The organism is Intrasporangium flavum (assembly GCF_001956915.1).
In the GTDB taxonomy this organism is placed as follows: domain Bacteria; phylum Actinomycetota; class Actinomycetes; order Actinomycetales; family Dermatophilaceae; genus Monashia; species Monashia flava.
The window spans coordinates 127,982-150,246 of the sequence record NZ_MLJO01000011.1 but is presented as its reverse complement, the minus strand read 5'-3'; the positions used below and the strand labels follow the sequence as shown (position 1 = coordinate 150,246).

Sequence of the window (22,265 nt, the reverse complement as noted above, 5' to 3'; positions counted from 1 at the left end):
GTTCAACAACCCCACCCCCACAAAGAGAGGCGAGGCAACCCCGCGAACGGGGTTAAAAATGATCCAGGCTGAGCCGAACAACCAGCAAAAATACTGATCGTCGTTGTCAACCAAAGAAATATAATCATCCAAGAAACCAGCCACCCGCCACACCTATGTGCGACAAGCAAACGCCGGCCCCTCGAGACGAGGTATTGGCATCGATTTTTGACACGCTGTTGAGTTCTCAAGCATCAGACACACACCATCAACCACACCCACCAACGCGGGCCCGGCCTCCGGGGCAACCCTTCAAACTTACCCGTCCGCGCCGTTCGGACCAAATCCGTGACCCGCTCGTGAAGAGCGACCAGATGTCGGTCCGCCGGTCTCGGCGGGCTCCGCAACCTTACCCCATCCGAACCAGTGCTCCTGACCGTGTCAGGGGCGGCCGATCCGGCCGGGACAGGCTCTTGGGATCTCCGTGAGGAGGCCCGTGAACCGGTGCGGTGTCATCCGAGGGACCGGCCAACTTCGCTCTCGATCGAGTCGATCGCGGTGGCGTCCGTTTCTCCCTGTCGGGCTGACGAAGAGAACATTACAGGCGATCGGCCGGACCGCCAAAACGGCCCTGTCCGAGCACGATCCGGGCCTCGGACGACCGCTGTCGCGACCCCGTTGCGCCGCCCTACTCTCCGGACATGACGCTGACGACGCTGCTGCTGCTGGCGGTCGCCGCGCTGCTCGTCGGCTTCGCGAAGACGGCCATCGGCGGCGTCGCCACCATCTCCATCGCCATCTTCGCCTTCGTCATGCCGACCCGGGAGTCCACGGCGGCCATCCTGCTGCTCCTGCTCGTCGGTGACGCCTACGCGGTGTGGCACTACCGCCGCGACGCCGACCTCGCCCTGCTGCGTCGGCTCGTCCCGGCTGTCCTGCCGGGCCTCGCCCTCGGGGCGCTCTTCCTGGCGTGGGTCGACGACGTGACCCTGCGGCGCAGCATCGGGGTGCTCCTGCTCGTGTTCGCCGTCGTGCAGCTCGCGCTCGTGTGGCGCAACCCCGACACCAGCCGGATCTCCGACTCCCGCGCCGCTGCGGTCGGCACGGGTCTGGCCTCCGGCTTCGCGACGATGACGGCCAACGCCGCCGGCCCGGTCATGACGCTGTACCTCGTGGCACAAGGGGTCGAGAAGCGACGCTTCCTCGGCACGGGCGCGCTCTTCTTCTTCCTCGTCAACCTCTGCAAGGTGCCGTTCAGCATCGGACTGGGGCTCTTCACCGCCGGGACGCTCTGGCGCACCCTGGCGCTGGCGCCGTTCGTGCTTCTCGGCGCCTGGGTGGGGCTGCACACCGCACGCCGGCTCAGCCAGACCCGGTTCGACCAGGCCGTCCTCGCCGCGACCGTGGTGTCGGCGCTGGCCCTCGTCGTGCGCTGACCCCGTCGACGCGTCGTCCCTCGTGCCGTCGACACGCAGGAGGTGACCAAGACGGCGAGAACGATCAAGCGCCGCACGGGTGCGCAAGCGGAGGCTCGCAGACATGAGCACCGACACCCGGTCCGATACCCGCTACCCGCTTCCCACCTCTGCTGACGACGTCGTCCCGACGAGCTTCGACACCCTTCCCTGGGCTGCGCCCCTGACGCCTCGCGCGGCCTCCCCGCTCGTCGTGCCCGAGCCGCCGCGCCGCGGAGAGCCCGGGGGCGAGCCCTGCGGCGTCTGCGAGCACCGCTCGACGGGTGCCGCCTGGAGTGACGGGCACTGGACCCTGCACCCGCCCGTCGGAGGCAGCCTGCCCGGGACGGTGTGGATGGCGAGCCGCGAGCACGTCGACTCCTTCCGGGACCTGTCCGACGCCGCCGCCGCGAGCTTCGGCCTCATCGCGGCCCGGGTCGAGCGCGCGATCCTGTCCCTCGGCGGCGTCGGACGCGTGCACCTCTACCGGTGGGGCGACGGCGGTGCCCACTTCCACGTGTGGTTCCTCCCGCGGCCGCTCGGGATGCTCGACGCGAGCGGTCCGATGCTCCCCCTCTGGGAGGACGTCCTGCCGAACGTCCCCGACGTGATCCTCCGGGAGGCGGCCGAACGGGTCGCCGCCGCCCTGGAGGCCACCGCCTGACCGTCCCGCCCTCCCCTCGTCACTCCGGACGCAGGCGCGCCGGGAGGTTGTACGGGGTCACCACCTCGACGTTGGCGGGCACCGACGTCGGCGCACCGGGGACCAGCCGGTGGGCCCGCATCACCTGTCGCAGCGCCCGCCGCATGTCGGCGCCGAGGTCGTGGTGCAGCACCACGGACACCACGCCGGTGCGCAGCAGCTCGACGTTGTCGGCGTCGAGGTCGTGGGCCACGAAGACCCCGCACTCGCGACCGGCACGCTCGAACTCCTGTGCAGTGGCTCGGTTTCCACCGCCCACCGAGTACACGCCACGGATCGACGCATCCGTGTCCAGGGCCGCGCGGACCGCCTCGGCGAGCGACGCGTCGAGACCGTCCGTGTCGGTGACGAGGATGGTGCCGACGCGTGGGGCCACCTGCGACAGCTGCGTGCGGAAGGCGTCGATGCGCTCACGCTCGCCGAAGAAGGCGGAGCCGCTCGTCGTGACGAGCACGGTGCCCGGCGAGTGCCCCAACCAGTGGTCCACGAGGTAGGCCGCGGTGCGCCCGGCGGCCGCGTTGTCGAGGCCGACGTAGGCGACGCGTCCGGAGTCGTGGACGTCGGTGACGAGGGTGACCACGGGGATGCCGCGGTCCGCGACGCGGCGGGCCGCCGCGGCGACGTCCGGGTGGTCGGGGGCCTTGAGCAGCACGCCGTGCGAGAGCCGACCCCGGCGACCGACCGCGTCGAGCGAGGCCACCGCGGCGGCCGGGTCGGCGTTCTCGCGCAGGTCGAAGCGGGCCCGGACCACCGCGGGCCGGGCGGCCGGCAGCTCGGCCTCGAGGGCGAGGCGCACGGCCGAGGAGAACCGTTCGGGCGCCTGCATGACGACGTCGACGACGAGCGTCCGCGCGGCGATGCGCAGCTGCGACTGCTGGCGGTCCAGGTCGAGCACCGCCTGCTCGACGGCGCGCACGGCCCGCGCGCTCGCTCCGGCGCGGCCGTGCAGGACCCGGTCGACGGTGGCCTCGGACAGGCCCGACTGCTCCGCGATGTCGCGGACGCGGTGGGTGCGCGGCGCGGTCCTGGCCATGGCGCCACGGTAGTCGGCGACGTGCTCGCGCTGAGGGCTTTCTGAGGGGTTGTGGCCGGTCCCGTCGCGGCCCGTCGGGCCCATCCTGAAAGGGACCACCCAGCAGCACCGCACCGCGTCGAGGAGGACGTCGTGACCCTGACCGCCCGCCCCACCCACCACTGGCTCCTGCCCGAGGACTGCCGGCTCGCCGACCTGCTCGAGGTCCTCGACGAGCACACCCGCCTCGAGGACCACCCCCACGCGTCGCGGCTCGAGGGCGAGGTGCCCGTGTACGCCGCCGACCGGCTCGTCGCCGCCGCCACCACCGACGAGGACGGCCGACGCGCCGTGCTCGCCGAGATCGCCCGTGCCCTCTCCGGCGGCCCGGGGATCGTCGTCGTCGAGGGCGCGTTCGAGGCGTCGGTCGTCGACCGGGTCACGGCCGCGTTCGAGGCGATGATCGCCGAGCAGCGCTCTGCCGGAACGGCATCCGGTGACCACTTCGCCAAGCCTGGCGCCAACGACCGCGTCTGGAACGCGCTCGAGAAGCTCGCCGTGACCGACCCGCAGGCCTTCGTCGACTACTACGCCAACGACGTCCTGGCCCTCGCCGCGACCGCGTGGCTCGGCCCCGGCTACCAGGTGACCTCGCAGGTCAACGTCGTCAACCCCGGCGGCGCCGGGCAGACGGTGCACCGCGACTACCACCTCGGCTTCCAGAGCGACGAGGTCTGCGCGCGCTACCCCGCCCACGTGCACGCGCTGTCGCAGGTGCTGACCCTGCAGGGCGCGGTGGCCCACTGCGACATGCCCGTCGAGTCGGGCCCGACGCTCTACCTGCCGCACAGCCAGAAGTACGCCCACGGCTACGTGGCCTACCAGCGGCCGGAGTTCCAGGAGTACTTCGTCGGCCACCACGTGCAGCTGCCGCTCGCCAAGGGCGACGCCGTCTTCTTCGACCCGGCGCTCTTCCACGCGGCCGGCACGAACCACTCGAGCGACATCCGGCGCATGGCCAACCTGCTGCAGGTGTCGTCGGCGTTCGGGCGGGCGATGGAGACCGTCGACCGGCAGCGCGTCGTCGAGGCCGTCTACCCCGCGCTCCTCGCAGCGGTGTCGGCGGCAGGCGGTGGACGCGTCGGTCCGGCCGTGGCCAACGCCGTCGCCGCGAGCGCCGAGGGGTACGCGTTCCCGACCAACCTCGACCGCGACCAGCCGATCGGCGGCATGGCACCGCCGAGCCAGGCCGACGTCGTGCTCTCGGCACTCGCCGACCAAGTCGACTCGGCCGAGCTGCACCGTCGCCTCGACGCCCACTCCGACGCCCGCCGCTCCCACTGACGTCCCGCTCGACCTCCCCCGCCGCCGTCAGCCCTCCACCCCCCTCTCCCATCGAGTGAGCACGTCGTCACTCCTGCCCCACCCGTCATGTGGCGGGTGGGGCTGAGTGCTCACTCGATGAGGGGGTGGGGGTGGGGGGCGGCGGGGCAGGCGGGCGTCGGAGGGGGCGGGACCTCACAGGGTGAAGGCGTCGCGGAAGCGCTTGAGGGCGAGTTCGGGGTCTCCCGACGCCCAGGCCTCGAGGCCGACGGTGCCGCGGTAGCCCATCTCGGCGAGCGCCCGGGCCACCGCGGGGTAGGCGATCTCCCCGGTGCCTGGCTCGCACCGCCCGGGCACGTCGGCCACCTGGATCTCGCCGACCCACGGCAGGGCCCGGCGGCACAGCTCGATGAGGTTCCCCTCGCCGATCTGGGCGTGGTAGAGGTCGAGCATGAGCCGCAGGTGCGGGCTGTCGACCGCCTCCACCAGGGCCAGGCAGTCGGCAGCCCGGGCGAACGGCACGCCGGGGTGGTCGACCTCCGTGTTGAGGTTCTCGAGGACGAACTGGACGCCCTCCCGCTCACCCAGCTCGGCCACCCGGCCCAGGGTGTCGCGCGCCTGAAGCCACATCGCACCGGTCACCTCGTGGGCCGGCTGGAACGGGAGCCCCTTGTCGTCGAGACCGGTGCCGTGCAGGTTGAGCCGCGGGATGCCGAGACGCCTCGCCACCGGCACGGACTCGGCGGCCGTGGCGAGCAGCTCGTCGGCCCCGTCGCGGTCGGCGAGGCGGCCGCGGACGTAGCCGGTCATCGACGAGAACACGACGCCCTCGGCGCGCAGGGCCGCGAGCGCGTCGAGGTCGTGACGCGTCCAGTCCCAGATCTCGACGGCGAAGCCGAGCTCGTGGATGCGGCGCACGCGCTCGACGACGGGCAGGTCGAGGAAGACCATCTCCGAGCTGACGGCCAGGGTGAACGGGCTGCCGGCGACGCCGGTGGGGGCGGTCACGCGACCACCTCGCGGTCGGCGTCGCGCACGGTGACGGTGCCGCCGGTCTCGACGGCCTCGATGCAGGCCAGGGCGATGCGCAGCGCGGCCCGGGCGTCGTGGCCACCGACGACCGTCGGAGCGCCGGACCGCACCGCGGTGCAGAACGCGGTGAGCTCGGCGGCGTAGGCGTCGGAGAACAGGTCGGTGTCCCTGCGGGCCGTCGGGACGGCGACGCCGTCAGCCGTCCACAACGACGTGGTCAGGTGCGCGGGGCTGCCGGCCAGCACCATGCCGGCCGAGCCGAAGACCTCGCCGCGCACGTCGTAGCCGTAGGCGGCCGAGAAGCTCGCCTCGGCCACCCCGATGGCGCCGTTGTCGTAGCGGACCGTCACGACGGCGGTGTCGAGCAGGCCGCCCGCCTTGTAGGCAGGGGCCACGAGGGCGTCGGCCATGGCGCTCACCTCGACGGCACGCGCGCCGGCGTTGAACCAGTTGAGGGCATCGAAGTCGTGGATGAGGGTCTGGGTGAAGATCGTCCACGGCGGCACCCCGCCGGGGTTCGCCAGCCCCGGGTCGCGCGTGACGGACCGCATCAGCTGCGGGGTGCCGACGCGTCCGGCGGCCACGGCGTCGTGGGCGGCGGCGAAGTCGCGGGCGAAACGGCGGTTGAAGCCCACCTGCAGCGGGACGCCGGCCCGCGCGACGGCGGCGATGGCACGGTCGGCGTCGGCGAGGGTCATCGCCATCGGCTTCTCGACGAAGACCGCCTTGCCGGCGCGGGCCGCCGCGACGACGAGGTCGGCATGGGCCGTGCTGGCGCAGGTGATGGCGACGGCCTCGGCACGGGGGTCGTCGATGAGGGCCTGGGGGTCGGTGAGCCACTCGACGCCGAGGTCCTCGCCGAGGCGGCGGGCGGACGCCTCGACCGGGTCGGCGACGGCGACGAGCTCGGCCTCGGGGATGCGACGGGCGAGGGTGGCGGCGTGGTGGGTGCCGATGCGGCCGGCACCGATGAGACCGATGCGGACGGGGTCTGGGGCGGTCATGGGGAGCTCCTTTGCTTCTCTACTAGAGCGCTCTAGTTCGATGGTGACGGCGACCCCCGGTCGGCGTCAAGAGATCGCGGCCGAATGGTCTGGAGCGCTCTACACTGCGGACGCATGGCAACCGGACGCGTGACGATGGAGGACGTGGCGGCACGAGCCGGGGTGTCGCGCGCCCTCGTGTCGATCGTGTTCCGCGGCGTCGCCGGCGCCTCCGAGGAGACCCGCGCCCGCGTCCTCGCCGCGGCCGCCGACCTCGACTACCGGCCCGACACCCGCGCCAGCCGGCTCGGCCGGGGTCGCACGCGGATGATCGGCGTGACGTTCGCCGTCGGCCACGCCTTCCACGGCGAGGTGCTCCGCAGCCTCTACACCGGGGCCGACGCGGTGGGCTACGAGGTGGTGCTCAGCGGCGTCACGCCCGACCGCTCCGACACCGACGCCGTCGACACCCTGCTCGCCGAGCGGTGCGAGGGCCTCGTCCTCGTCGGCAGCGACCTCGCGACCGGCGCCATGGCACGACTCGCGGAGCGGCTACCCGTGGTCAGCGTGCTGCGCCCGGCACGCGCAGCAGGCGTCGGGACGGTGCGCACCGACGACACCCTCGGGATGCGTCTTGCGGTCGAGCACCTGCGCGACCTCGGGCACGAGCGGATCGGGCTGCTCGACGGCGGCCGGGCGCCGGGCGCCGCGGAGCGACGTCAGGGCTACCGGCGCGGCATGCGCGCCGCACCGGAGCGCCCCGGACTCGTCATGCCCGGCGGCCTCACCGAGCTCGACGGCGCTGCGGCCGGCCGGGCCTTCCTCGCCATGGACGCCCCGCGCCCGACCGGCGTCGTCGCGTTCAACGACCGCTGCGCGCTCGGTTTCGTCGACGTCGTCCGGCAGGCGGGACTGCGGGTGCCGGGCGACGTGTCGGTGGTCGGCTTCGACGACATCGAGCAGGCCGGCTACCCGCACGTCGCGCTGACGACGGTGCGCCAGGACGCCGCCCGGCTCGGCGCCGAGGCCGTGCGCGCGGTGACGGCCCGGCTCGACGACGGCGCGGCAGAGCCGACCGGCGCGGTCATCCGGCCCGAGCTCGTCGTCCGGAGCAGCACCGCTCCGGTCGCCTGACCGGCCGGCACGCAGGGACGGGACCGGCGCCCAGCGCGGAAACCGGGGAGCGCGGGCCCTCGACGCTCTGGCACGGTGGGCCCATGCCGACCTACACGTCCTACGACGGGACGCAGCTCGCCTACCACGTCGAGGGCGACGGCGAGCCGCTCGTCGTCTGGCCCGGCGGACCGGCCCGCGACGCCGCCTACCTCGGCACGCTCGGCGGCCTCGCCGGCGCATCCGGCCGGGCACTCGTCGTGCCGGACCCGCGCGGAACCGGGGCATCCCCTCGCCCCGACGACCCGGCGACCTACGCGGCGCCCCGCCTCGCCGACGACCTCGAGGCGCTGCGCGAGCACCTCGGCCTCACGACCGTCGACCTGCTCGGGCACTCGGCCGGCGGCTTCGTCGCCCAGCTGTACGCGGCGGCCCATCCGGAGCGGGTGGGCCGGCTCGTCCTCGTCACGCCGGCCAGCAGCATCGAGGTGACCGACGAGGAGTGGGCGGCCCGGGTGCAGCTGCGTGCGGCCGAGCCGTGGTTCGCCGAGGCCAGCCTCGCCCTCGCCGCCGAGGAGCCCACGCCCGCGACCCGCCGGGCGATGTCGCCCTTCCTCTACGGCGCCTGGACCGACGCCGCCCGCGAGCACGCCGAGTCGGACGCGTCGCAGCACAACCGCGACGGCACGGCGGCGTTCTGGTCCGGCGTGCCCGACGACGCACTGGGCCGTGACGCGTTCGCTGCGCTCGAGGCACCGGTCCGGATCGTCGTCGGCGAGCTCGACCTCGTGCCGGGCCCCGAGGTCGGGCAGCGGATCGCGGCACTCTTCGCGGACGGTCGGTGCATCGTCCAGGACGGCGCAGGGCACTTCCCGTGGGTCGATGACCCGGCGCTCTTCGCGGCGCTGGTCACCGAGGCACTCACCGACTGACGCGCCGGCTGGCGGGCCGGCTGACGAGTGCGGGTCAGGCCCCCGGGACCGGGTCGCGCCCCTGCCACGTGCAGACGCATGCCTCGTTGCCCTCGGGGTCGGCGAGGATCCAGAAGGCGGGGGCGCGCGAGTCGGACACGAGACGGCCGCCGGCGGCGAGGGCCCGCTCGATGCGTCCGGCCGCCTCGTCGTGCGCAACCGTGACGTCGAGGTGGATCCGGTTGCGTTGCGGCCGTGGCTCGTCCATCTGCTGGAACCACACGGCCGGGCCGAGCCGGAGCGGGTCCTGCACGTCGTCGCGCCGGATGACGTCCCACCCGAGCACGGCGTCCCAGAAGGGACGGACGGCGTCGATGTCCATGGCGTCGATGGCGATCTCGACGACGGTGAGGGAGCCCGGCTCGGAGGCGAGGCCGAGCTCGGCCACGAGGGCGTCGACGTCCCGCCCCAGCGCGACGTCGTCGTCGGTGACGCCGCCACCGGCACGCGTCGAGAGGGCGAGGTGGACGACCGGCGCCCGGAGGTCGACATCGAGCTGCCGGTCGTGCGCCGCAGCGACGGTACCGACGCGTGCGACGAAGTCGAACGCGGCCGCGGCGTCGGCGGCGCGGACCGTCAGGTGCATCCGCTGCAGGAGGAACCGCCACGTGGGCAGGGCTTCCGAAGCGGCCTGCCGGGTCAGCTTGTCGGTCATGCCAGCACGCTAGCGCCGTCCACCCACCGGGCCCGTCGTACGGCGCACCTCGAGGTGCGGCTCGAGGACCACCTCGACCACCTCGGACCGTCCCTCGTCGAGGCGCTGCGTGGCCGCCTGCACCGCGGCCTCGGCCATGGGGCGCGTGGCCTGGCTGACCGAGGTGAGGCCGACCGTCGCCAGGCGCGCGAGGGGACTGTCGTCGTAGCCGACGACCGACACGTCCGCGGGCACCGAGCACCCCGCCTCCTGGAAGGCGGCCAGGACCCCGAGCGCCGCGCGGTCGTTGTAGCAGACGAGGCCCGTGACACCTCCGGACGGCGCGAGCGCGCCCGCCCGCACGAGGTCGGCACCGGCCCGCTGCCCGGCCTCCTCGGTGGCACCACCGGGGACGACCCGGACCGACGAACCAATGACCCGACGCGTCGCCGCCCTGAAGGCCTGCCGGCGCAGCGTCGCGATGGACCCGCGGGGGCCGTCGACGAACGCGAGCGACCGGTGCCCGAGCCCTACTAGGTGGTCGACGGCGAGCCCGACACCGACGTCGTCGGCGGCCCGGACGACGTCGACGCCCTCGACGTCGAGCCGCCGACCGATGGCGACCACGTGGTGGTCCCGGGCGAGCGCGGCGAGGTCGGCGTCGGGCGTCGACGGGCCGAGCAGGATGAGCGCCTCGCAGCGGAAGTCGAGCAGCATCTCGACGGCACGGCGCTCGTCGCGCGTGCGCGTGAGCGGGCTGACGACGAGGTCGTAGCCGCGCTCGTCGGCCGCGGCCTGCAGGTCCTCGAGCAGCTCGGCCTGGAACGGGCTGCTGACGTCCATCGTCACGCCGAGCAGCTGGGTGCGGCGGCGGGCCAGGAGGCTCGCGGTGCGGTCGGGCCGGTACCCGAGGTCGGACGCGGCCCGGAGCACGGCCTCGCGGGTCGTGTCGGACGGGCCGGGGCGTCCGCGGAGCACGAGCGAGACCGAGGCGGTGGAGACGCCGGCGCGCGCGGCGACGTCGTCGAGCCGCGGGCGGGACGGTCGGGTCGGCATGGGGCTCCTCGGTCGGGGTGATCGGGTCGGCGATCGCTCGACAGTTTGTCAGCACAAAGCGTTGACAGGGCGGAGGGACGCCCCGCAGACTCTTTAAAGCGCTTTAAGCCTAGCGCCCAGAGCTCCCGCACCGATGTCCAGAGAGGCACATCACCATGACCACGTCCCCCATCGGTGTCGCCGTCGTCGGCGCCGGCATGGCCGGGCGCGCCCACTGCGCCGGCTACCGCACCGCCCCGACGCTGTTCGACCCGCCGCTGCCGCCCGTCCGATACGTCGCGGTCATCGACGCCGACGCGTCCGTCGCGTCCGACGCGGCGACCCGCTACGGCTTCGAGCGCTCCGGCACCGACTGGCGCGAGCTGCTCGACGACGACGGTGTCCACGTGGTCAGTGTCGTCGTCGCCAACCACCTGCACCGCGAGATCACCGAGGCGCTCCTCGCCGCCGGCAAGCACGTGCTGTCGGAGAAGCCGCTGGCCGCGAGCCTCGAGGACGCGCAGGCGATGGTGGCGGCGGCGCAGGCCCACCCCGACCAGGTGACCGGCGTCGGGTTCGTCTACCGCCGGCAGCCCGCCGTCGCCGCCATCCGCGACCTGCTCCGCGACGAGCTCGGCGAGATCTCGCACTTCAACGGGCGCTACTGGTGCGACTACGCGCTCAGCCCGCAGGTGCCGATGGCGTGGCGCTACCAGGGCGGGCCGGGCACCGGCGCCCTCGCCGACATCGGCAGCCACCTCATCGACGTGGCCGAGTTCCTCTGCGGCCCCATGCTGTCGGTCGGCGGCGCGACCTTCACGACGAAGGTCACCGAGCGAGCCCTGCCGCTCGGCACCACGTACGGGCACGCCCGGGCCGAGCTGTCCGACGTGCGCGAGCCGGTCGAGAACGACGACGTCGCGACCTTCACGGCCCACTTCGAGAACGGGGCCGTCGGCACGTTCTCCATCTCACGCATCGCCCCCGGTCACGCCAACTCGATGGCCTTCGAGGTCATGGCGCAGCACGGCGGCGTCAAGTGGGACATGGACCGGCCGGCCGAGCTCAGCGTCATCCGCCGGCTCCGCGAGGACGGCTTCGACGGCTACAACCGGGTGCTCGCCGGGCCGGCCCACCCGTACGTCAAGGGCGGACTGCCGATGGACTTCCCGGGCGTCTCGTACGGCGTCGGCGACCTCTTCGGCTACCAGGCCCGGGCGTTCCTCGAGCAGGTCGCCGGCATCAAGGGCCTGCCACCCGTCGCGCCGTTCGAGGACGGCCTGCGCGACCTGCAGATCATCGACGCCGTGGCCCGGTCGGCCACAGCGGGCGGCGCGACCGTCTCCGTCGCCCCCTGAACCCTCTCTCCCCCAACCGCTTCCAGCGCACCCGTCGACGACGACGTCACGAAAGGACGACCCCCATGCAGCTCGGTGCCTACAACGCCTGCCTCGCGGACAAGACGCTCCCCGAGGCCCTCGACATCATCAAGGGCCTCGGCCTGACGAGCGTCGAGATCAACTCCGGCGGCTTCCTGCCGCCCATCCACCTGCCCGTCGAGGAGCTCCGCTCGAGCGAGGACGCCCGCCAGCAGTACCTCGGCGAGTTCAGCTCGCGGGGCCTGACCCTGACCGCGCTCAACTGCAACGGCAACCCGCTGCACCCCGCGGCCGGCTTCCCGCACTCGCAGGACCTCCTCGACTCGATCGAGCTCGCGGCCCTGCTCGGCGTCAAGCGCCTGGTGACGATGTCGGGCGCGCCGGGCAGCGAGCCGGGGACCACTGGGCCCGTGTGGAACCCGCTGCCGTGGTGGAGCCCGTTCCTCGACGTCCAGGAGTACCAGTGGGGCGTTGCGGTCCCGTATTGGAAGGACGTCCAAACGCGCGCTGCCGACGCCGACGTCAAGGTCGCCATCGAGATGCACCCGGGCAACGTCGTCTTCAACCCGCGCACCCTGCACCGGCTCGTGGCGGAGATCGACGCGACGCACGTCGGCGCCGAGATGGACCCGAGCCACCTCTTCTGGCAGGGCATCGACCCGGTGCTCGCGATCGCCGACCTCGGCGAGCTCGTCTACAACGCGGCCGCCAAGGACACCCGGATCAACGACGCCGCCAGGGTCAACGGCGTCATCGACGACGCGTTCACGCGCGTCGCCGAGGGCTCGCCGGACTACCTGCCGATGGGTGGCGGCACGACGCTGAGCGGCTGGCCGAGCCAGTCGTCGTGGGACTTCGTCGCCGTGGGACGCGGCCACGACACCGCGTACTGGACCGAGTTCCTCCGGGCCCTGCACAAGGTCGACCCCGACATGCCGGTCAACATCGAGCACGAGGACCGCGAGCTCGACCAGCTCGAGGGCCTGCGCTTCGCGGCGGGCACCCTCCTCGAGGCCGAGAAGGGCATCTGACGATGGCGGGTTCCCCGGCGGACGAGCCGCTGCGGCTCGGCGTCCTCGGCGCAGCCCGGATCACGTCGCTCAGCGTCGTCGCGCCCGCGGCGGCCACGGGGCACCGGCTCGTGGCGGTCGCCGCCCGCGACGCGGCGCGCGCAACCGCGTTCGCCGACGAGCACGGCGTCGAGCGGGTGCTCGGCTCGTACGCCGAGGTGCTCGCCGACCCCGACGTCGAGGCGGTCTACAACCCGCTGCCCAACGCGCTGCACGCCGAGTGGAACGTGCGCGCGGCCGAGGCCGGCAAGCACGTGCTGGCCGAGAAGCCGTCGGCCCTCGACGCCACCGAGGCCCGACGCGTCCGCGACGCCGTGCACGCGTCCGGCGTCGTGTTCATGGAGGCGTTCCACTACCCGTACCACCCGCTGTTCCAGCGGGTCTGCGCCCTGCTGGGCGACGGCGCCGTGGGCGAGGTGGAACGCGTCGAGGCGGTGCTGCGGATGCCGGCCCCGCCCGAGGACGACCCGCGCTGGTCGCGCGAGCTCGGTGGCGGCGCCACGATGGACCTCGGTTGCTACGCGCTCTCCTGCGTGCGGCTGCTCGGACGCTTCGCCGGCGGCGAGCCGCGCGTCGTCGCCGCCCGGGCTGACACGCGGGCCGGACGCCCCGGCGTCGATGAGCGCCTCTTCGCCGACCTCGAGTTCCCCTCCGGCGCAACGGGCCTGGCGGGCAGCGACATGGACTCGGCCGACCGCGACATGTCGCTGACGGTCCGGGGGTCGGCCGGCGAGCTCGTCGTGCCGATGTTCCCGGTGCCGCACGAGGGCGACTCCCTCGTCCTGCGACGCGACGGCGAGCCGGAGGTCGTCGAGCACCTCGGCACCCGGACCAGCTACACCTACCAGCTCGAGGCCTTCGCCTCGGCCGTCCGGCAGGGGACACCAGTGCTCACCGACGCAGCCTGGTCGGTCGCCAGCGCCGAGCTCGTCGACGCCGCCTACGCCGCGTCGGGGGTGCGCGAACCCGCTACGGCCTGAGCCGAACCCACCGGCCAGGTCGAGCGGTCGCGGCCGCCAGGCCGTGCCGTCACCCCTGCTGCCGGAGGTACAGCGCGACGGCCTGCCAGGCACGGTCGCGCTCGTCGGCGCTCCACCGGGTCCCGGACAGCGACACCTGCGCCAGCCGGTCCCCCGTGGCGAGGAAGGCGACGTCGACGAGGCCGGTCTCGGTCCCCACCGAGGCCGTGCACAGCGCCACGGTGCCGACCGTCGAGACGGTCGCCAGGGCGCAGGTCCCGAAGACGCGCCGCTCGAACGCGACGGCGCCACGCGGGTCGCCGGCGGCCAACGTGTACTCCGCGTAGGTGAACGACCGCTTCGGTGCCGCCGGGGCGCGGCCGTCGCCCGTCGACTGCGTCCGGGCCGTGGACGTCCCCTCGACGACCCTGACCCGGTTCGCACCGAAGGCGAGGAGGAACTCGGTGGGGTCGGGCACCGCCCACGTCGTCGTGTCGCGGCAGCTGAACCGGTTCACGAGCGTCGGGTGGCAGCGGGCGTCGGCGGCATCCCTTCCAGGCACGACGAGCCGCACCGCGACGGCGCCGGGGTACCCGGGTGGGAGCAGCTCCTGTCCCGGCAGACTGCTGCGGCGGCCGTCGAGGTGCTCGGTCGCGCACTCGACCGCCTCGGGCAGGGCGGTCATCCGGTCGATCGTCGTCAGGGAGGGCGCGGGGCTCACCGGCAGGCGGGTGTCGACCTCTCCGGGCGGCATCGCGGCGGTACAACCCGAGATGACCACCGCGGCTGCCATGGCGCCGACCCACCCGGCAACGGCGGCGAGGCGTCGGCGTCCGACCCCGGGGGCCCCGTGGGGCAGCCCGGGGCGTCGCGACGTCGTGCCCTGACCGGGCGGCCGGTCCCCGCCGTGGCCCACCGTTCCAGCGTAGACGCGGCCGGCTCTGCCTTCAGGGCGTCGCGACCTCGAGCGTGACCAGCCCGGCCAAGACCTCGGTGCCTCGCTGCCAGCGGTGGCTGTAGGTGACCGTGACGTCGCGGATGGCGACGTGTCCCGGCCGGTGCGGCGTCACGGCCATGACGAGCTGCTGGGAGGGCCTCTCGCCGAGGCTCATGGCCGCTCCCTCGGCGGGAACGAGGGAGGAGCACTGCTGGCCGATCTCGGTCGGACCGGCCATCAGCATGGCCTGGACGTCGGACGCCGGAGCGTGCGTGCAGACGTAGAACGCGATCGTCGTGGCGCCGGGCTGCTCGATCTCGCCGACGGTGGCCGTCGCGGAGGCCGAGTGGATCCTCAGGCCGGTCTGCTCGCCGGGCCGTGGCGACGTCACGGCGGCGTAGAAGGTCTTGCCGACCGTCCAGTGCCTCATGCCCATGTCGAATCCATTCCCGGCCAGGGCCGTCGGGTGGCTCCACCACCAGCCGACGACGCCTGCCGCCACGAGGGCGGCGACCCACCCCGCCACGACGCGGCGACGGGGCACGGCCCGGCGCACGGCGGGACGCGCGATGGTCGTGGGCGGCGCCGCCTGTCCCGTGCTCATGGCGCGAGTGTGCCAGTAGGGGTTCGCCTAGGGTGCCGACATGAGCGACCGGATCCCGATCGCCGTCGCGGCGCTCGTGCGCGACGGTCACGTGCTGCTCGTGCACCGCCACCCGTCGCGTCGCTGGTACCCCGACTGCTGGGACCTCGTCGGCGGTCACGTCGAGCCCGGGGAGTCGCCCGACCGGGCCGTCGTGCGGGAGTGCCGCGAGGAGATCGGCGTCCTCGTCCACGACCCGCTGCCCTTCCCGATGCCGGTGGAGGACCCGACCCTCGACGTGCACGCCTTCCTCGTCACGAGATGGGACGGCGAACCGGTCAACGTGGCACCCGAGGAGCACGACGACCTGCGCTGGTTCCGGCCCGGCGAGCTGGCAGACCTGGACCTGGCCCACCCGCGGGCCCTTTCGAGCATCCTGCGTGCCGTCGGGACGGCCACCGCCTAGGCCCGGCAGGAGCCTGGTGGCCCGCAGGCGCCCGTCACGACGGGAGCGGCGGCCCGTCCAGCACCCGCGGCACGTACTCGACCAGCTGGATCCGGCCGTCGAAGGTGCGGCTGTCGATCATGTCGAGGGCCACGTCCGGGTACCCGTCGTAGATCCGCTCGCGGCCGGTGGCTCCCGTGATGACCGGGAACATGACGACCCGGAACCGGTCGACGAGGCCCGCCGTGACCAGCGACCGGCACAGCGACACGCTCCCGATCGTGCGCATCGGGCGGTCGCCGTCCTGCCGCATGCCCCGGACCGCCTCGGCGGCGTCCCCGGTGACCAGCGTCGTGTTCTCCCACTCGAGCGGCTCGGTCAGCGTGCTCGAGAAGACGACCTTCGACATGCCGGTGAGCACGTCGGTCCCCGGCTCGCCCTCCGCGGTGAAGGCGTGCATGAGCCGGTAGGTGTTCGCCCCCATGAGGGTGAGGTGGTCACCCTCCGGGCTCTCGGCGAGCCAGGCCAGGTACTCGGGCCCCTGCAGGCCCCACCAGCCCGGCCAGCCGTCGGCCGCCCCGTAACCGTCGAGCGAGGTGATGAAGTCGACCACGAGCTCAGGCATCCGACGTCCTTCCGTCTGCCTGCCAGTCTGCTCCTGCGGCGCGCGAGAAGGGACGATCGCACCCCTCGGATCCGCGTCCTCGTCCGGCGGCGCGCGGCTCACTGCGCGAGCATGATCCCGACGAAGAGCGTGGCCAGCGCGGTCAGGCCGGTGAGCGCACCGAAGACGGCCATGGCCCGGCGCGAGGCCGCTCGCGCGTGGAGGAAGGCGGTGACGCCGGAGGCGAGCACGAGCGTGTACTTCACCATCAGGGTGCGCTCGTAGGCCGGGCCCTTGTCGCCCTCGGCCACGACGTTCCAGACGCCGGTGAGCAGCAGGACGCCGAACGCGGGCCAGGCGATCCGGTTGAAGGCGTTGGCCGCCGCCTTCGGCACGTCGGTCCCGGCCGCGCGGAGCGCCGGGACGAGGGCGGCGAGGGTGATCTGGCCGCCCACCCAGACGGTGGCGGCCAGGACGTGGAGGAACAGGCGCAACGTCTCGAGGGTGACAGCACTCATGTCGCCCAAGCCTGCCCGATGTCCGGGCGCGCGTCAGCGTCGGGACGCGTCGGGGTGCGTCGGGGCGGAGCCGCGTCGTCAGCTCGTGCGGGACGTCACGGGCGACACGGTGGGCAGCCCGAACCCGTCGACGAAGACGTTGACGGTGGCCGTACCGGCCTTGGCGAAGCGGAACTGCACGGGCAGCAGGCGCCCGGCCCGGACATCGACCTTGAGGTCGACCAGCTCGATGTGGGTGTGCCCCGGGTACTGCAGCGACACGACGCCGTGGGCGGGCACCGGCACGTCGACGGGACGCTCCGCGCCGTCGGTGCCGTCCCGCAGCACGGCGCGCGTCGCGTAGCTGGTGGACACGGCCACGAGGCGGTCGTCCTGCGCCCCGTCGTTGGCGAGCGTCGTGAACAGTCCAGTGCTGGTGGCGGCGAGGACCTTGCGCTCCTCCGGGGCGTCGATGCGGGTGGCCAGCAACCGGATGCTGCCGACCTGGGCGTTGACGCTGTTGCCCCGCGCCGGGTTGTCGATGCGGGCCTGCGTGCTGTCCGGCTGGCTGGTGCAGGCGGCGACGACGAGCGCTGCGGGCACGAGGCCCGTCGCCACGAGAGCCCGTGCCAGCCGTCGCCGACGTGAGGGGCCGGACGCGTGCGGCCGGTCGGCGCGGCCCCGCGCGGTGCCGGCGGGTGCGAGCCGGAATCGGTGCAGTGGACTCAATCTGCTCATCTCCCATGCCTTTTCGTCGTCGTCTGTCATCGACTCCTCCTCGAGGACCACACCGCTCGGCCCGGTCAGAACTCGACGGGGTCGCGCGCGATCGGGCACGTCATGCAGTGGCCGCCGCCGCGGCCCCGGCCGAGCTCGGCGCCGACGATGGTGATTACCTCGATGCCGGCCTTGCGCAGCAACGTGTTGGTCACGGTGTTGCGGTCGTAGGTGAAGACCACCCCGGGCTCGACGGCGACGGCGTTGTTGCCGCTGTCCCACTGCTGCCGCTCGGACTGGTAGACGTCGCCGCCCGTGTCGATGACGCGGATCGAGGGCAGCCCCAGGGCGGCGGCGACGACGTCGACGAAGGACGTGCTCCCCTCGTCGACGACTTCGATGCCGGGCGGCCCGTCCGCGGGGAGCAGCGTGAACGTGTGCACCGCGTCCATGATCGTGCGGTAGAGCGTGACGACGTCGCGGTCGACGAACGTGAAGACCGTGTCGAGGTGCATGGCCGACCGCAGCTTCGGCATCCCCGCGACGACGACCCGCTGCGCGGCTCCCTGCCCGAACAGGGCCGCCGCGACCTGCGTGATCGCCTGGCGCGACGTGCGCTCGCTCATCCCCATGAGGACGACGCCGTTGCCGACCGGCATGATGTCGCCGCCCTCGAACGTGGCCTGGCCCCAGTCCTGCTCGGGGTCGCCCCACCAGACGGTCGACCCGGCGTAGTCGGGGTGGAACTCGTAGACGGCCTTGTAGACGAGGGTTTCGTCGTGGCGCGCGGGCCAGTAGAGCGGGTTGAGCGTGAGCCCGCCGTAGAGCCAGCACGTCGTGTCCCGGGTGTAGAGGGTGTTGGGCAGGGGCGGCATCAGGTACTCGCGGGCTCCGGACTGCTCACGCGCCAGGGCGATGTAGCCCGTGCGGTAGTCCTCGGGGAGGTCGTTCGTGGCGAGCCCACCGATGAGGAACTCCGCCAGCTGTCGCGGCGTGACCGACTCGAGGAAGGCGCGCGTGCCCTCGACGAGGCCGAGCCCGACGTGGTTGGGCTCGATCTTGCGGTCGAGCAGCCAGCCCCGCGCCGCCGGGTCCTGCATCGTCTCGGCGAGCAGGTCGTGCAGCTCCACCACCTCCACGCCCCGCTGGGTCAGCTTGTTGACGAAGTCGGCATGGTCGCGCTGGGCGTTCTCGACCCACATGACGTCGTCGAAGAGCAGGTCGTCGCTGTTCGTCGGGGTGAGGCGGCGGTGCGCCAGGCCGGGAGCGCACACGAGCACCTTGCGCAGCCGGCCGACCTCCGAGTGCACGCCGTAGGTCGATGGTGCGGTCATCTGCGTCGCCTCTTCTCTTCGTGGGGTCAGATGGTGATGCGCCCGGTGACCAGGCCGACGACGCCGGCCACGCCACCGAGGACGATGAGGACGAAGAGCGCGAGCTCGGAGGGCGTGAACAGCCGCCTGCCCTGCTCGCTGCGCGCCTTGATGTAGAGCAGCGACGCCGGGGCGAGGATCACGGTCATGAGGAGCACGAACTTCAGTCCCGCTGCGTCGAAGAGGAAGACCGTGTAGGCGGTGGCGACGCCGGCGACGACGGTCTCCCGGCGCCTGGTCCTCGGCGCGATGTCCTCGTAGCCCTCCCCCGTGAGCCCCAGCTTCAGCGAGTACGCGGCTGCCAGGAGGTAGGGCAGGAGCGCGAGGCTGGTGGACAGGTCGAGCATGAAGTTCAGCGCGTCGTCGACGAAGAGCGTCAGCGACAGCAGGGACTGCACCCCGATGGAGGTGACGACGAGCGCCGTGATCGGCGTGCCGTTCGCGTTCTCCTGCCCGAGGAAGCGGGGGAAGTCGTCCTGGCGCGCCGGGATGAACATGACCTCGGCCGCCATGAGGGTCCAGGCGAGGTAGGCCCCGAGCACCGAGACGATGACGGCGACGCTGATGAAGACCTCGCCCCAGTCGCCCACGACCGAGCGGAAGACGCCGATCATCGAGGGCTGCCGCGTCGCGGCGAGCTCCGGCTGCGGCACGACGGAGTAGCTCGACAGCGTGACGAGCGCGAAGATCGACAGGACGCTCAGGAAGCCGAGCACCGTTGCGCGGCCGACGTCCTCGCGCCGACGGGCGTAGCGCGAGTACACACTGGCGCCCTCGATGCCGATGAAGACGAACGTCGTGATGAGCATGGTGTTGCGCACCTGCTCGTTGAGGTTGCCAAGGTCGCCGTACGCCCCGGCGGTCCAGTTGTCGGCGAAGACCCCGGCGTCGAAGTTGACGAACAGCACGACGATGAACACGAGGATCGGCAGGATCTTGAACACCGTGACGATGCGGTTGATGACTGCGGCGTCGCGCACCCCCCGCGCGATGAGGTAGTGGAAGAACCACACGCCCGCGCTCGAGAGGCCCACCGCGAGCACGGTCGCGCCGTCGCCGAAGCCGGTGAAGAACGTGCCGAGCGTGGCGCTGATGAACACCCAGTAGAACGTGTTGCCGGCGACGGCGCTGGCCCAGAAGCCGATCGCCGAGTTGAAGCCGGCGTAGTCGCCGAAGCCCGCCTTGGCGTAGATGAAGACACCGGAGTCGAGCTGGGGCCGACGGATGGCCAGGCTCTGGAACACGAACGCGAGCATGAGCATGCCCGTGCCGGCGATGGCCCAGGCGATGAGGGAGCCGAGGATGCCGGTGGCGACGCCGAACCGTGCCGGCAGCGAGAACACGCCGGCCCCGACCATGCTGCCGACCACCATGCCGGTGAGCGTGGGGACGCTCATCTTCGCGACGGCCGGCCCGGCACCCTCGTCGGTGGTGGTGGCCGGCCCGTGCCCGTCCGCGGCTGCCGTCGTCGCGCCGCCTGCCGCGCCGTCCGACGGACGACGCCCTTGCTCTCCAGTACTCATGCGGCCCCCTCAGCCGGAGGGCCCGTCCCTCGCTGTCCCTGACCTTCACTACGCTCGGTGCCGCGGGCGGCAGCGGCAGGACCGGCCGAGCCACCCCAGCGGCTGCGAGCCGCCGAACCACGAGGAGAGCTGTGCTGGCCAAGTTCCCGGGACGCTGCACGCAGTGCCAGGGCCCGATCCGACCGGGCGAGGAGATCGTCGGCGCCGGTGGCGGCTCGACCGCCTGGGTGCACGCGGCCTGCGGCGACGACCTCGCCCTCCCGGGCCTGGCCGCCCCACGGGCGACGCCGTCCCGGACGCCGGGCGCCACGGCTGCCGACAGGAGCGCCGGCAAGGGTGCAGGCAGGGCTCGGACGCCACGAGCACCGAAGGCACCGATGTCCGCGCCCGCCGGTGCGACCTACGTCTACACCGACGGCGCGTGCTCCGGGAACCCGGGCCCGGGCGGGTGGGCGTGGGCCATCGACCGGGACCGGTTCGCGTCGGGGTCCGAACGCCCGAGCACCAACCAGCGCATGGAGATCCGCGCGGCACTGGAGGCCATCACCGCACTGAGCGGGCCGCTGGTCGTGGTCAGCGACTCCACGTACGTCGTCAACTGCTTCCGCGACCGGTGGTGGGAAGGATGGCTCGCGCGCGGCTGGACCACCTCGGCGAAGAAGCCGGTCGCCAACCGTGACCTGTGGGAGCCGCTCGTCACGGCGGTCCGCGACCGCGGCGACGTCGCCTTCCAGTGGGTCAAGGGCCACTCGGGCCACGAGATGAACGACCTCGTCGACGAGCTCGCCGTCGCGGCCAGCCTCGCCCGCGACTAGGTCTCCGCCGACCGCGCCGCCCGCGCCGTCGCCGTGCGACGCCCCCGAGGGCAGGACCCTCACCACGGGCCCTCGTCCGGGGCGAGGGGCGGCAGCCTGACCCCGCGGTGGATCTCGTGGACCCGCGCGTCGCCCGGCTCGTCGGGGTCGTCGCGGATCGGTTCGTCGGCCATGAACTGCCGGATGACGTTCGCGAGCTCGCCGGGATGGCTGAAGTTCACGGCGTGGGCGGCGCCGTGGATGACCACGAGCAGGACCTCGTTGTCGATCCGCTCGGCGATCTGCTGGATCCGGCGCGGGTCCGGCATCAGCGGGTCGGCGCTCCCGACCACGACGAGGGTGGGGACCCGCAGCTCCAGCAGGCGCTCGAGCGCGGGGTAGCGCGTCAGGGCACGGAACATCCGCACCGTGCTGGGCACGCCGTACCGCAGGTAGTCCGGCACGGCCACCGGCACGAGCCGCGCGGGCTCGCGGACGCCGTCGCGGGCCAGCTGGCGGATCGCGCGGTGCATCGGCTGGTTGTGCAGCCCGCCGGCCGGCGCGACGAGGACGGCGCGCTCGAGTCGGTCGGGGTGGCGGTGGGCGAACTCGCAGATGACCGCGCAGCCCATCGAGTTGCCGACGAGGGTCACGCTGCCCAGCCCCCGGTCCTCGACGAACGACGCTGCGGCGTCCGCGAGCTCGGTCACCCCGGGGGACCCGCGTGCCCTGCCGCTGCGCCCGAAGCCCGGGAGATCGGGCACGAGCGTGTGGAACTGCCCCGCGAGCCGCTCGGCCGTGGGGAGCAGGTAGCGCCCCGAGAGCCCGAAGCCGTGCAGGTGGACCATCGATGTCCCCTCGGGGCGCGGACCGACGGACTCGCGGTAGAACACCCTGACGCCGTCGACGACCGTCCATCGCCCGGTCAGCGCCGTCGCGCGGCCGGCGCCGGGCCTGGTGGCGGGTGGGCGCGACACCCTCTCACCCTCCCGCCCCGCCCCGGTGGACGCGTCATCCCACCGGGGTGAGACGCGGTCGGGGCTGGCTCCGGACGTGGCTCCGCACGTGGCTCTGGACGTTGCTCTGGACGACGCCGTGTCGCCGCCCTGGCGGGCTCGAGCGCCCCGGTGCCACGGTGCCACGGG

General features: G+C 73.2%; 23 protein-coding genes. 10 read left to right on the top strand and 13 right to left on the bottom strand.

The window, feature by feature from the left end:
- Nucleotides 1-680 precede the first annotated feature (680 nt).
- Nucleotides 681-1,415 (top strand): sulfite exporter TauE/SafE family protein, encoded by a 735-nt coding sequence (locus tag BIV28_RS09815; RefSeq protein WP_076261388.1) that lies wholly within the window; start codon nucleotides 681-683, stop codon nucleotides 1,413-1,415.
- Nucleotides 1,416-1,518: 103 nt separating this feature from the next.
- A complete protein-coding gene (locus BIV28_RS09810; protein WP_076261386.1) occupies nucleotides 1,519-2,097 on the top strand; it encodes an HIT family protein in 579 nt (192 codons plus the stop codon).
- A 19-nt stretch (nucleotides 2,098-2,116) separates the two neighbouring features.
- Here the strand turns inward: BIV28_RS09810 and BIV28_RS09805 are convergent, their stop codons facing one another.
- Entirely contained in the window at nucleotides 2,117-3,169 is a 1,053-nt protein-coding gene (locus tag BIV28_RS09805; protein WP_076261430.1) for a LacI family DNA-binding transcriptional regulator, read from the bottom strand.
- Between the two features lie 132 nt (nucleotides 3,170-3,301).
- Here BIV28_RS09805 and BIV28_RS09800 point away from each other — a divergent pair, with 132 nt between their 5' ends.
- Nucleotides 3,302-4,492, top strand: a complete 1,191-nt coding sequence (locus BIV28_RS09800) for a phytanoyl-CoA dioxygenase family protein (protein ID WP_076261384.1) — start codon at nucleotides 3,302-3,304, stop codon at nucleotides 4,490-4,492.
- A gap of 174 nt (nucleotides 4,493-4,666) precedes the next feature.
- Here the strand turns inward: BIV28_RS09800 and BIV28_RS09795 are convergent, their stop codons facing one another.
- Together BIV28_RS09795 and BIV28_RS09790 are read right to left on the bottom strand one after the other, a co-directional pair.
- The gene (locus BIV28_RS09795) at nucleotides 4,667-5,422 is read right to left on the bottom strand and encodes a TIM barrel protein (protein ID WP_076261428.1); all 756 of its coding nucleotides are present in this window, start codon (nucleotides 5,420-5,422) and stop codon (nucleotides 4,667-4,669) included.
- Between the two features lie 53 nt (nucleotides 5,423-5,475).
- On the bottom strand, nucleotides 5,476-6,507 hold the full coding sequence (locus tag BIV28_RS09790; RefSeq protein WP_076261382.1) for a Gfo/Idh/MocA family oxidoreductase: 1,032 nt from the start codon (nucleotides 6,505-6,507) through the stop codon (nucleotides 5,476-5,478).
- Nucleotides 6,508-6,621: 114 nt separating this feature from the next.
- Between BIV28_RS09790 and BIV28_RS09785 the strand changes: the two genes are divergently transcribed.
- Complete coding sequence (locus BIV28_RS09785; protein WP_076261380.1) at nucleotides 6,622-7,620, top strand: LacI family DNA-binding transcriptional regulator; 999 nt, start codon at nucleotides 6,622-6,624, stop codon at nucleotides 7,618-7,620.
- An 83-nt stretch (nucleotides 7,621-7,703) separates the two neighbouring features.
- Nucleotides 7,704-8,531 (top strand): alpha/beta fold hydrolase, encoded by an 828-nt coding sequence (locus BIV28_RS09780; RefSeq protein ID WP_076261378.1) that lies wholly within the window; start codon nucleotides 7,704-7,706, stop codon nucleotides 8,529-8,531.
- A 34-nt stretch (nucleotides 8,532-8,565) separates the two neighbouring features.
- Here BIV28_RS09780 and BIV28_RS09775 read toward each other — a convergent pair whose 3' ends face one another.
- Complete coding sequence (locus BIV28_RS09775; protein WP_076261376.1) at nucleotides 8,566-9,225, bottom strand: VOC family protein; 660 nt, start codon at nucleotides 9,223-9,225, stop codon at nucleotides 8,566-8,568.
- A gap of 9 nt (nucleotides 9,226-9,234) precedes the next feature.
- Nucleotides 9,235-10,260 carry a LacI family DNA-binding transcriptional regulator gene (locus tag BIV28_RS09770; protein ID WP_076261374.1) on the bottom strand — a complete coding sequence of 342 codons (1,026 nt, stop codon included), beginning with the start codon at nucleotides 10,258-10,260 and terminating at the stop codon, nucleotides 9,235-9,237.
- Between the two features lie 155 nt (nucleotides 10,261-10,415).
- On the opposite strand from BIV28_RS09770, the gene BIV28_RS09765 reads away from it, so the two are divergent.
- The 3 genes from BIV28_RS09765 to BIV28_RS09755 all read left to right on the top strand — a co-directional run bounded on the left by BIV28_RS09765 (nucleotide 10,416) and on the right by BIV28_RS09755 (nucleotide 13,668).
- Complete coding sequence (locus tag BIV28_RS09765; protein WP_076261372.1) at nucleotides 10,416-11,597, top strand: Gfo/Idh/MocA family protein; 1,182 nt, start codon at nucleotides 10,416-10,418, stop codon at nucleotides 11,595-11,597.
- A 65-nt stretch (nucleotides 11,598-11,662) separates the two neighbouring features.
- Nucleotides 11,663-12,649 carry a sugar phosphate isomerase/epimerase family protein gene (locus tag BIV28_RS09760; protein ID WP_076261370.1) on the top strand — a complete coding sequence of 329 codons (987 nt, stop codon included), beginning with the start codon at nucleotides 11,663-11,665 and terminating at the stop codon, nucleotides 12,647-12,649.
- 2 nt (nucleotides 12,650-12,651) lie between these two features.
- A complete protein-coding gene (locus BIV28_RS09755) occupies nucleotides 12,652-13,668 on the top strand; it encodes a Gfo/Idh/MocA family protein (protein WP_076261369.1) in 1,017 nt (338 codons plus the stop codon).
- Between the two features lie 49 nt (nucleotides 13,669-13,717).
- Here the strand turns inward: BIV28_RS09755 and BIV28_RS09750 are convergent, their stop codons facing one another.
- Nucleotides 13,718-14,440, bottom strand: a complete 723-nt coding sequence (locus BIV28_RS09750) for a hypothetical protein (RefSeq protein ID WP_207555887.1) — start codon at nucleotides 14,438-14,440, stop codon at nucleotides 13,718-13,720.
- Between the two features lie 154 nt (nucleotides 14,441-14,594).
- The gene (locus BIV28_RS09745) at nucleotides 14,595-15,188 is read right to left on the bottom strand and encodes a hypothetical protein (protein ID WP_076261366.1); all 594 of its coding nucleotides are present in this window, start codon (nucleotides 15,186-15,188) and stop codon (nucleotides 14,595-14,597) included.
- A gap of 40 nt (nucleotides 15,189-15,228) precedes the next feature.
- Here BIV28_RS09745 and BIV28_RS09740 point away from each other — a divergent pair, with 40 nt between their 5' ends.
- Nucleotides 15,229-15,633 (top strand): NUDIX domain-containing protein, encoded by a 405-nt coding sequence (locus tag BIV28_RS09740; RefSeq protein ID WP_076261364.1) that lies wholly within the window; start codon nucleotides 15,229-15,231, stop codon nucleotides 15,631-15,633.
- A gap of 34 nt (nucleotides 15,634-15,667) precedes the next feature.
- Here the strand turns inward: BIV28_RS09740 and BIV28_RS09735 are convergent, their stop codons facing one another.
- From BIV28_RS09735 to BIV28_RS09715, 5 genes are all read right to left on the bottom strand, one after another.
- Nucleotides 15,668-16,237 carry a dihydrofolate reductase family protein gene (locus BIV28_RS09735; protein WP_076261363.1) on the bottom strand — a complete coding sequence of 190 codons (570 nt, stop codon included), beginning with the start codon at nucleotides 16,235-16,237 and terminating at the stop codon, nucleotides 15,668-15,670.
- A gap of 98 nt (nucleotides 16,238-16,335) precedes the next feature.
- Nucleotides 16,336-16,734 carry a hypothetical protein gene (locus BIV28_RS09730; RefSeq protein ID WP_076261361.1) on the bottom strand — a complete coding sequence of 133 codons (399 nt, stop codon included), beginning with the start codon at nucleotides 16,732-16,734 and terminating at the stop codon, nucleotides 16,336-16,338.
- Nucleotides 16,735-16,812: 78 nt separating this feature from the next.
- A complete protein-coding gene (locus BIV28_RS09725) occupies nucleotides 16,813-17,331 on the bottom strand; it encodes a copper chaperone PCu(A)C (RefSeq protein ID WP_076261359.1) in 519 nt (172 codons plus the stop codon).
- Between the two features lie 185 nt (nucleotides 17,332-17,516).
- On the bottom strand, nucleotides 17,517-18,764 hold the full coding sequence (locus BIV28_RS09720) for an arginine deiminase (RefSeq protein ID WP_076261358.1): 1,248 nt from the start codon (nucleotides 18,762-18,764) through the stop codon (nucleotides 17,517-17,519).
- A 26-nt stretch (nucleotides 18,765-18,790) separates the two neighbouring features.
- Nucleotides 18,791-20,326, bottom strand: coding sequence for a basic amino acid/polyamine antiporter (locus BIV28_RS09715; RefSeq protein ID WP_341350213.1), 1,536 nt, complete (start codon nucleotides 20,324-20,326; stop codon nucleotides 18,791-18,793).
- A 131-nt stretch (nucleotides 20,327-20,457) separates the two neighbouring features.
- On the opposite strand from BIV28_RS09715, the gene BIV28_RS20010 reads away from it, so the two are divergent.
- Nucleotides 20,458-21,141 carry a ribonuclease H family protein gene (locus BIV28_RS20010; RefSeq protein WP_242652878.1) on the top strand — a complete coding sequence of 228 codons (684 nt, stop codon included), beginning with the start codon at nucleotides 20,458-20,460 and terminating at the stop codon, nucleotides 21,139-21,141.
- A 59-nt stretch (nucleotides 21,142-21,200) separates the two neighbouring features.
- Here the strand turns inward: BIV28_RS20010 and BIV28_RS09705 are convergent, their stop codons facing one another.
- On the bottom strand, nucleotides 21,201-22,097 hold the full coding sequence (locus BIV28_RS09705) for an alpha/beta fold hydrolase (protein ID WP_076261354.1): 897 nt from the start codon (nucleotides 22,095-22,097) through the stop codon (nucleotides 21,201-21,203).
- Between the last annotated feature and the right edge of the window lie 168 nt (nucleotides 22,098-22,265).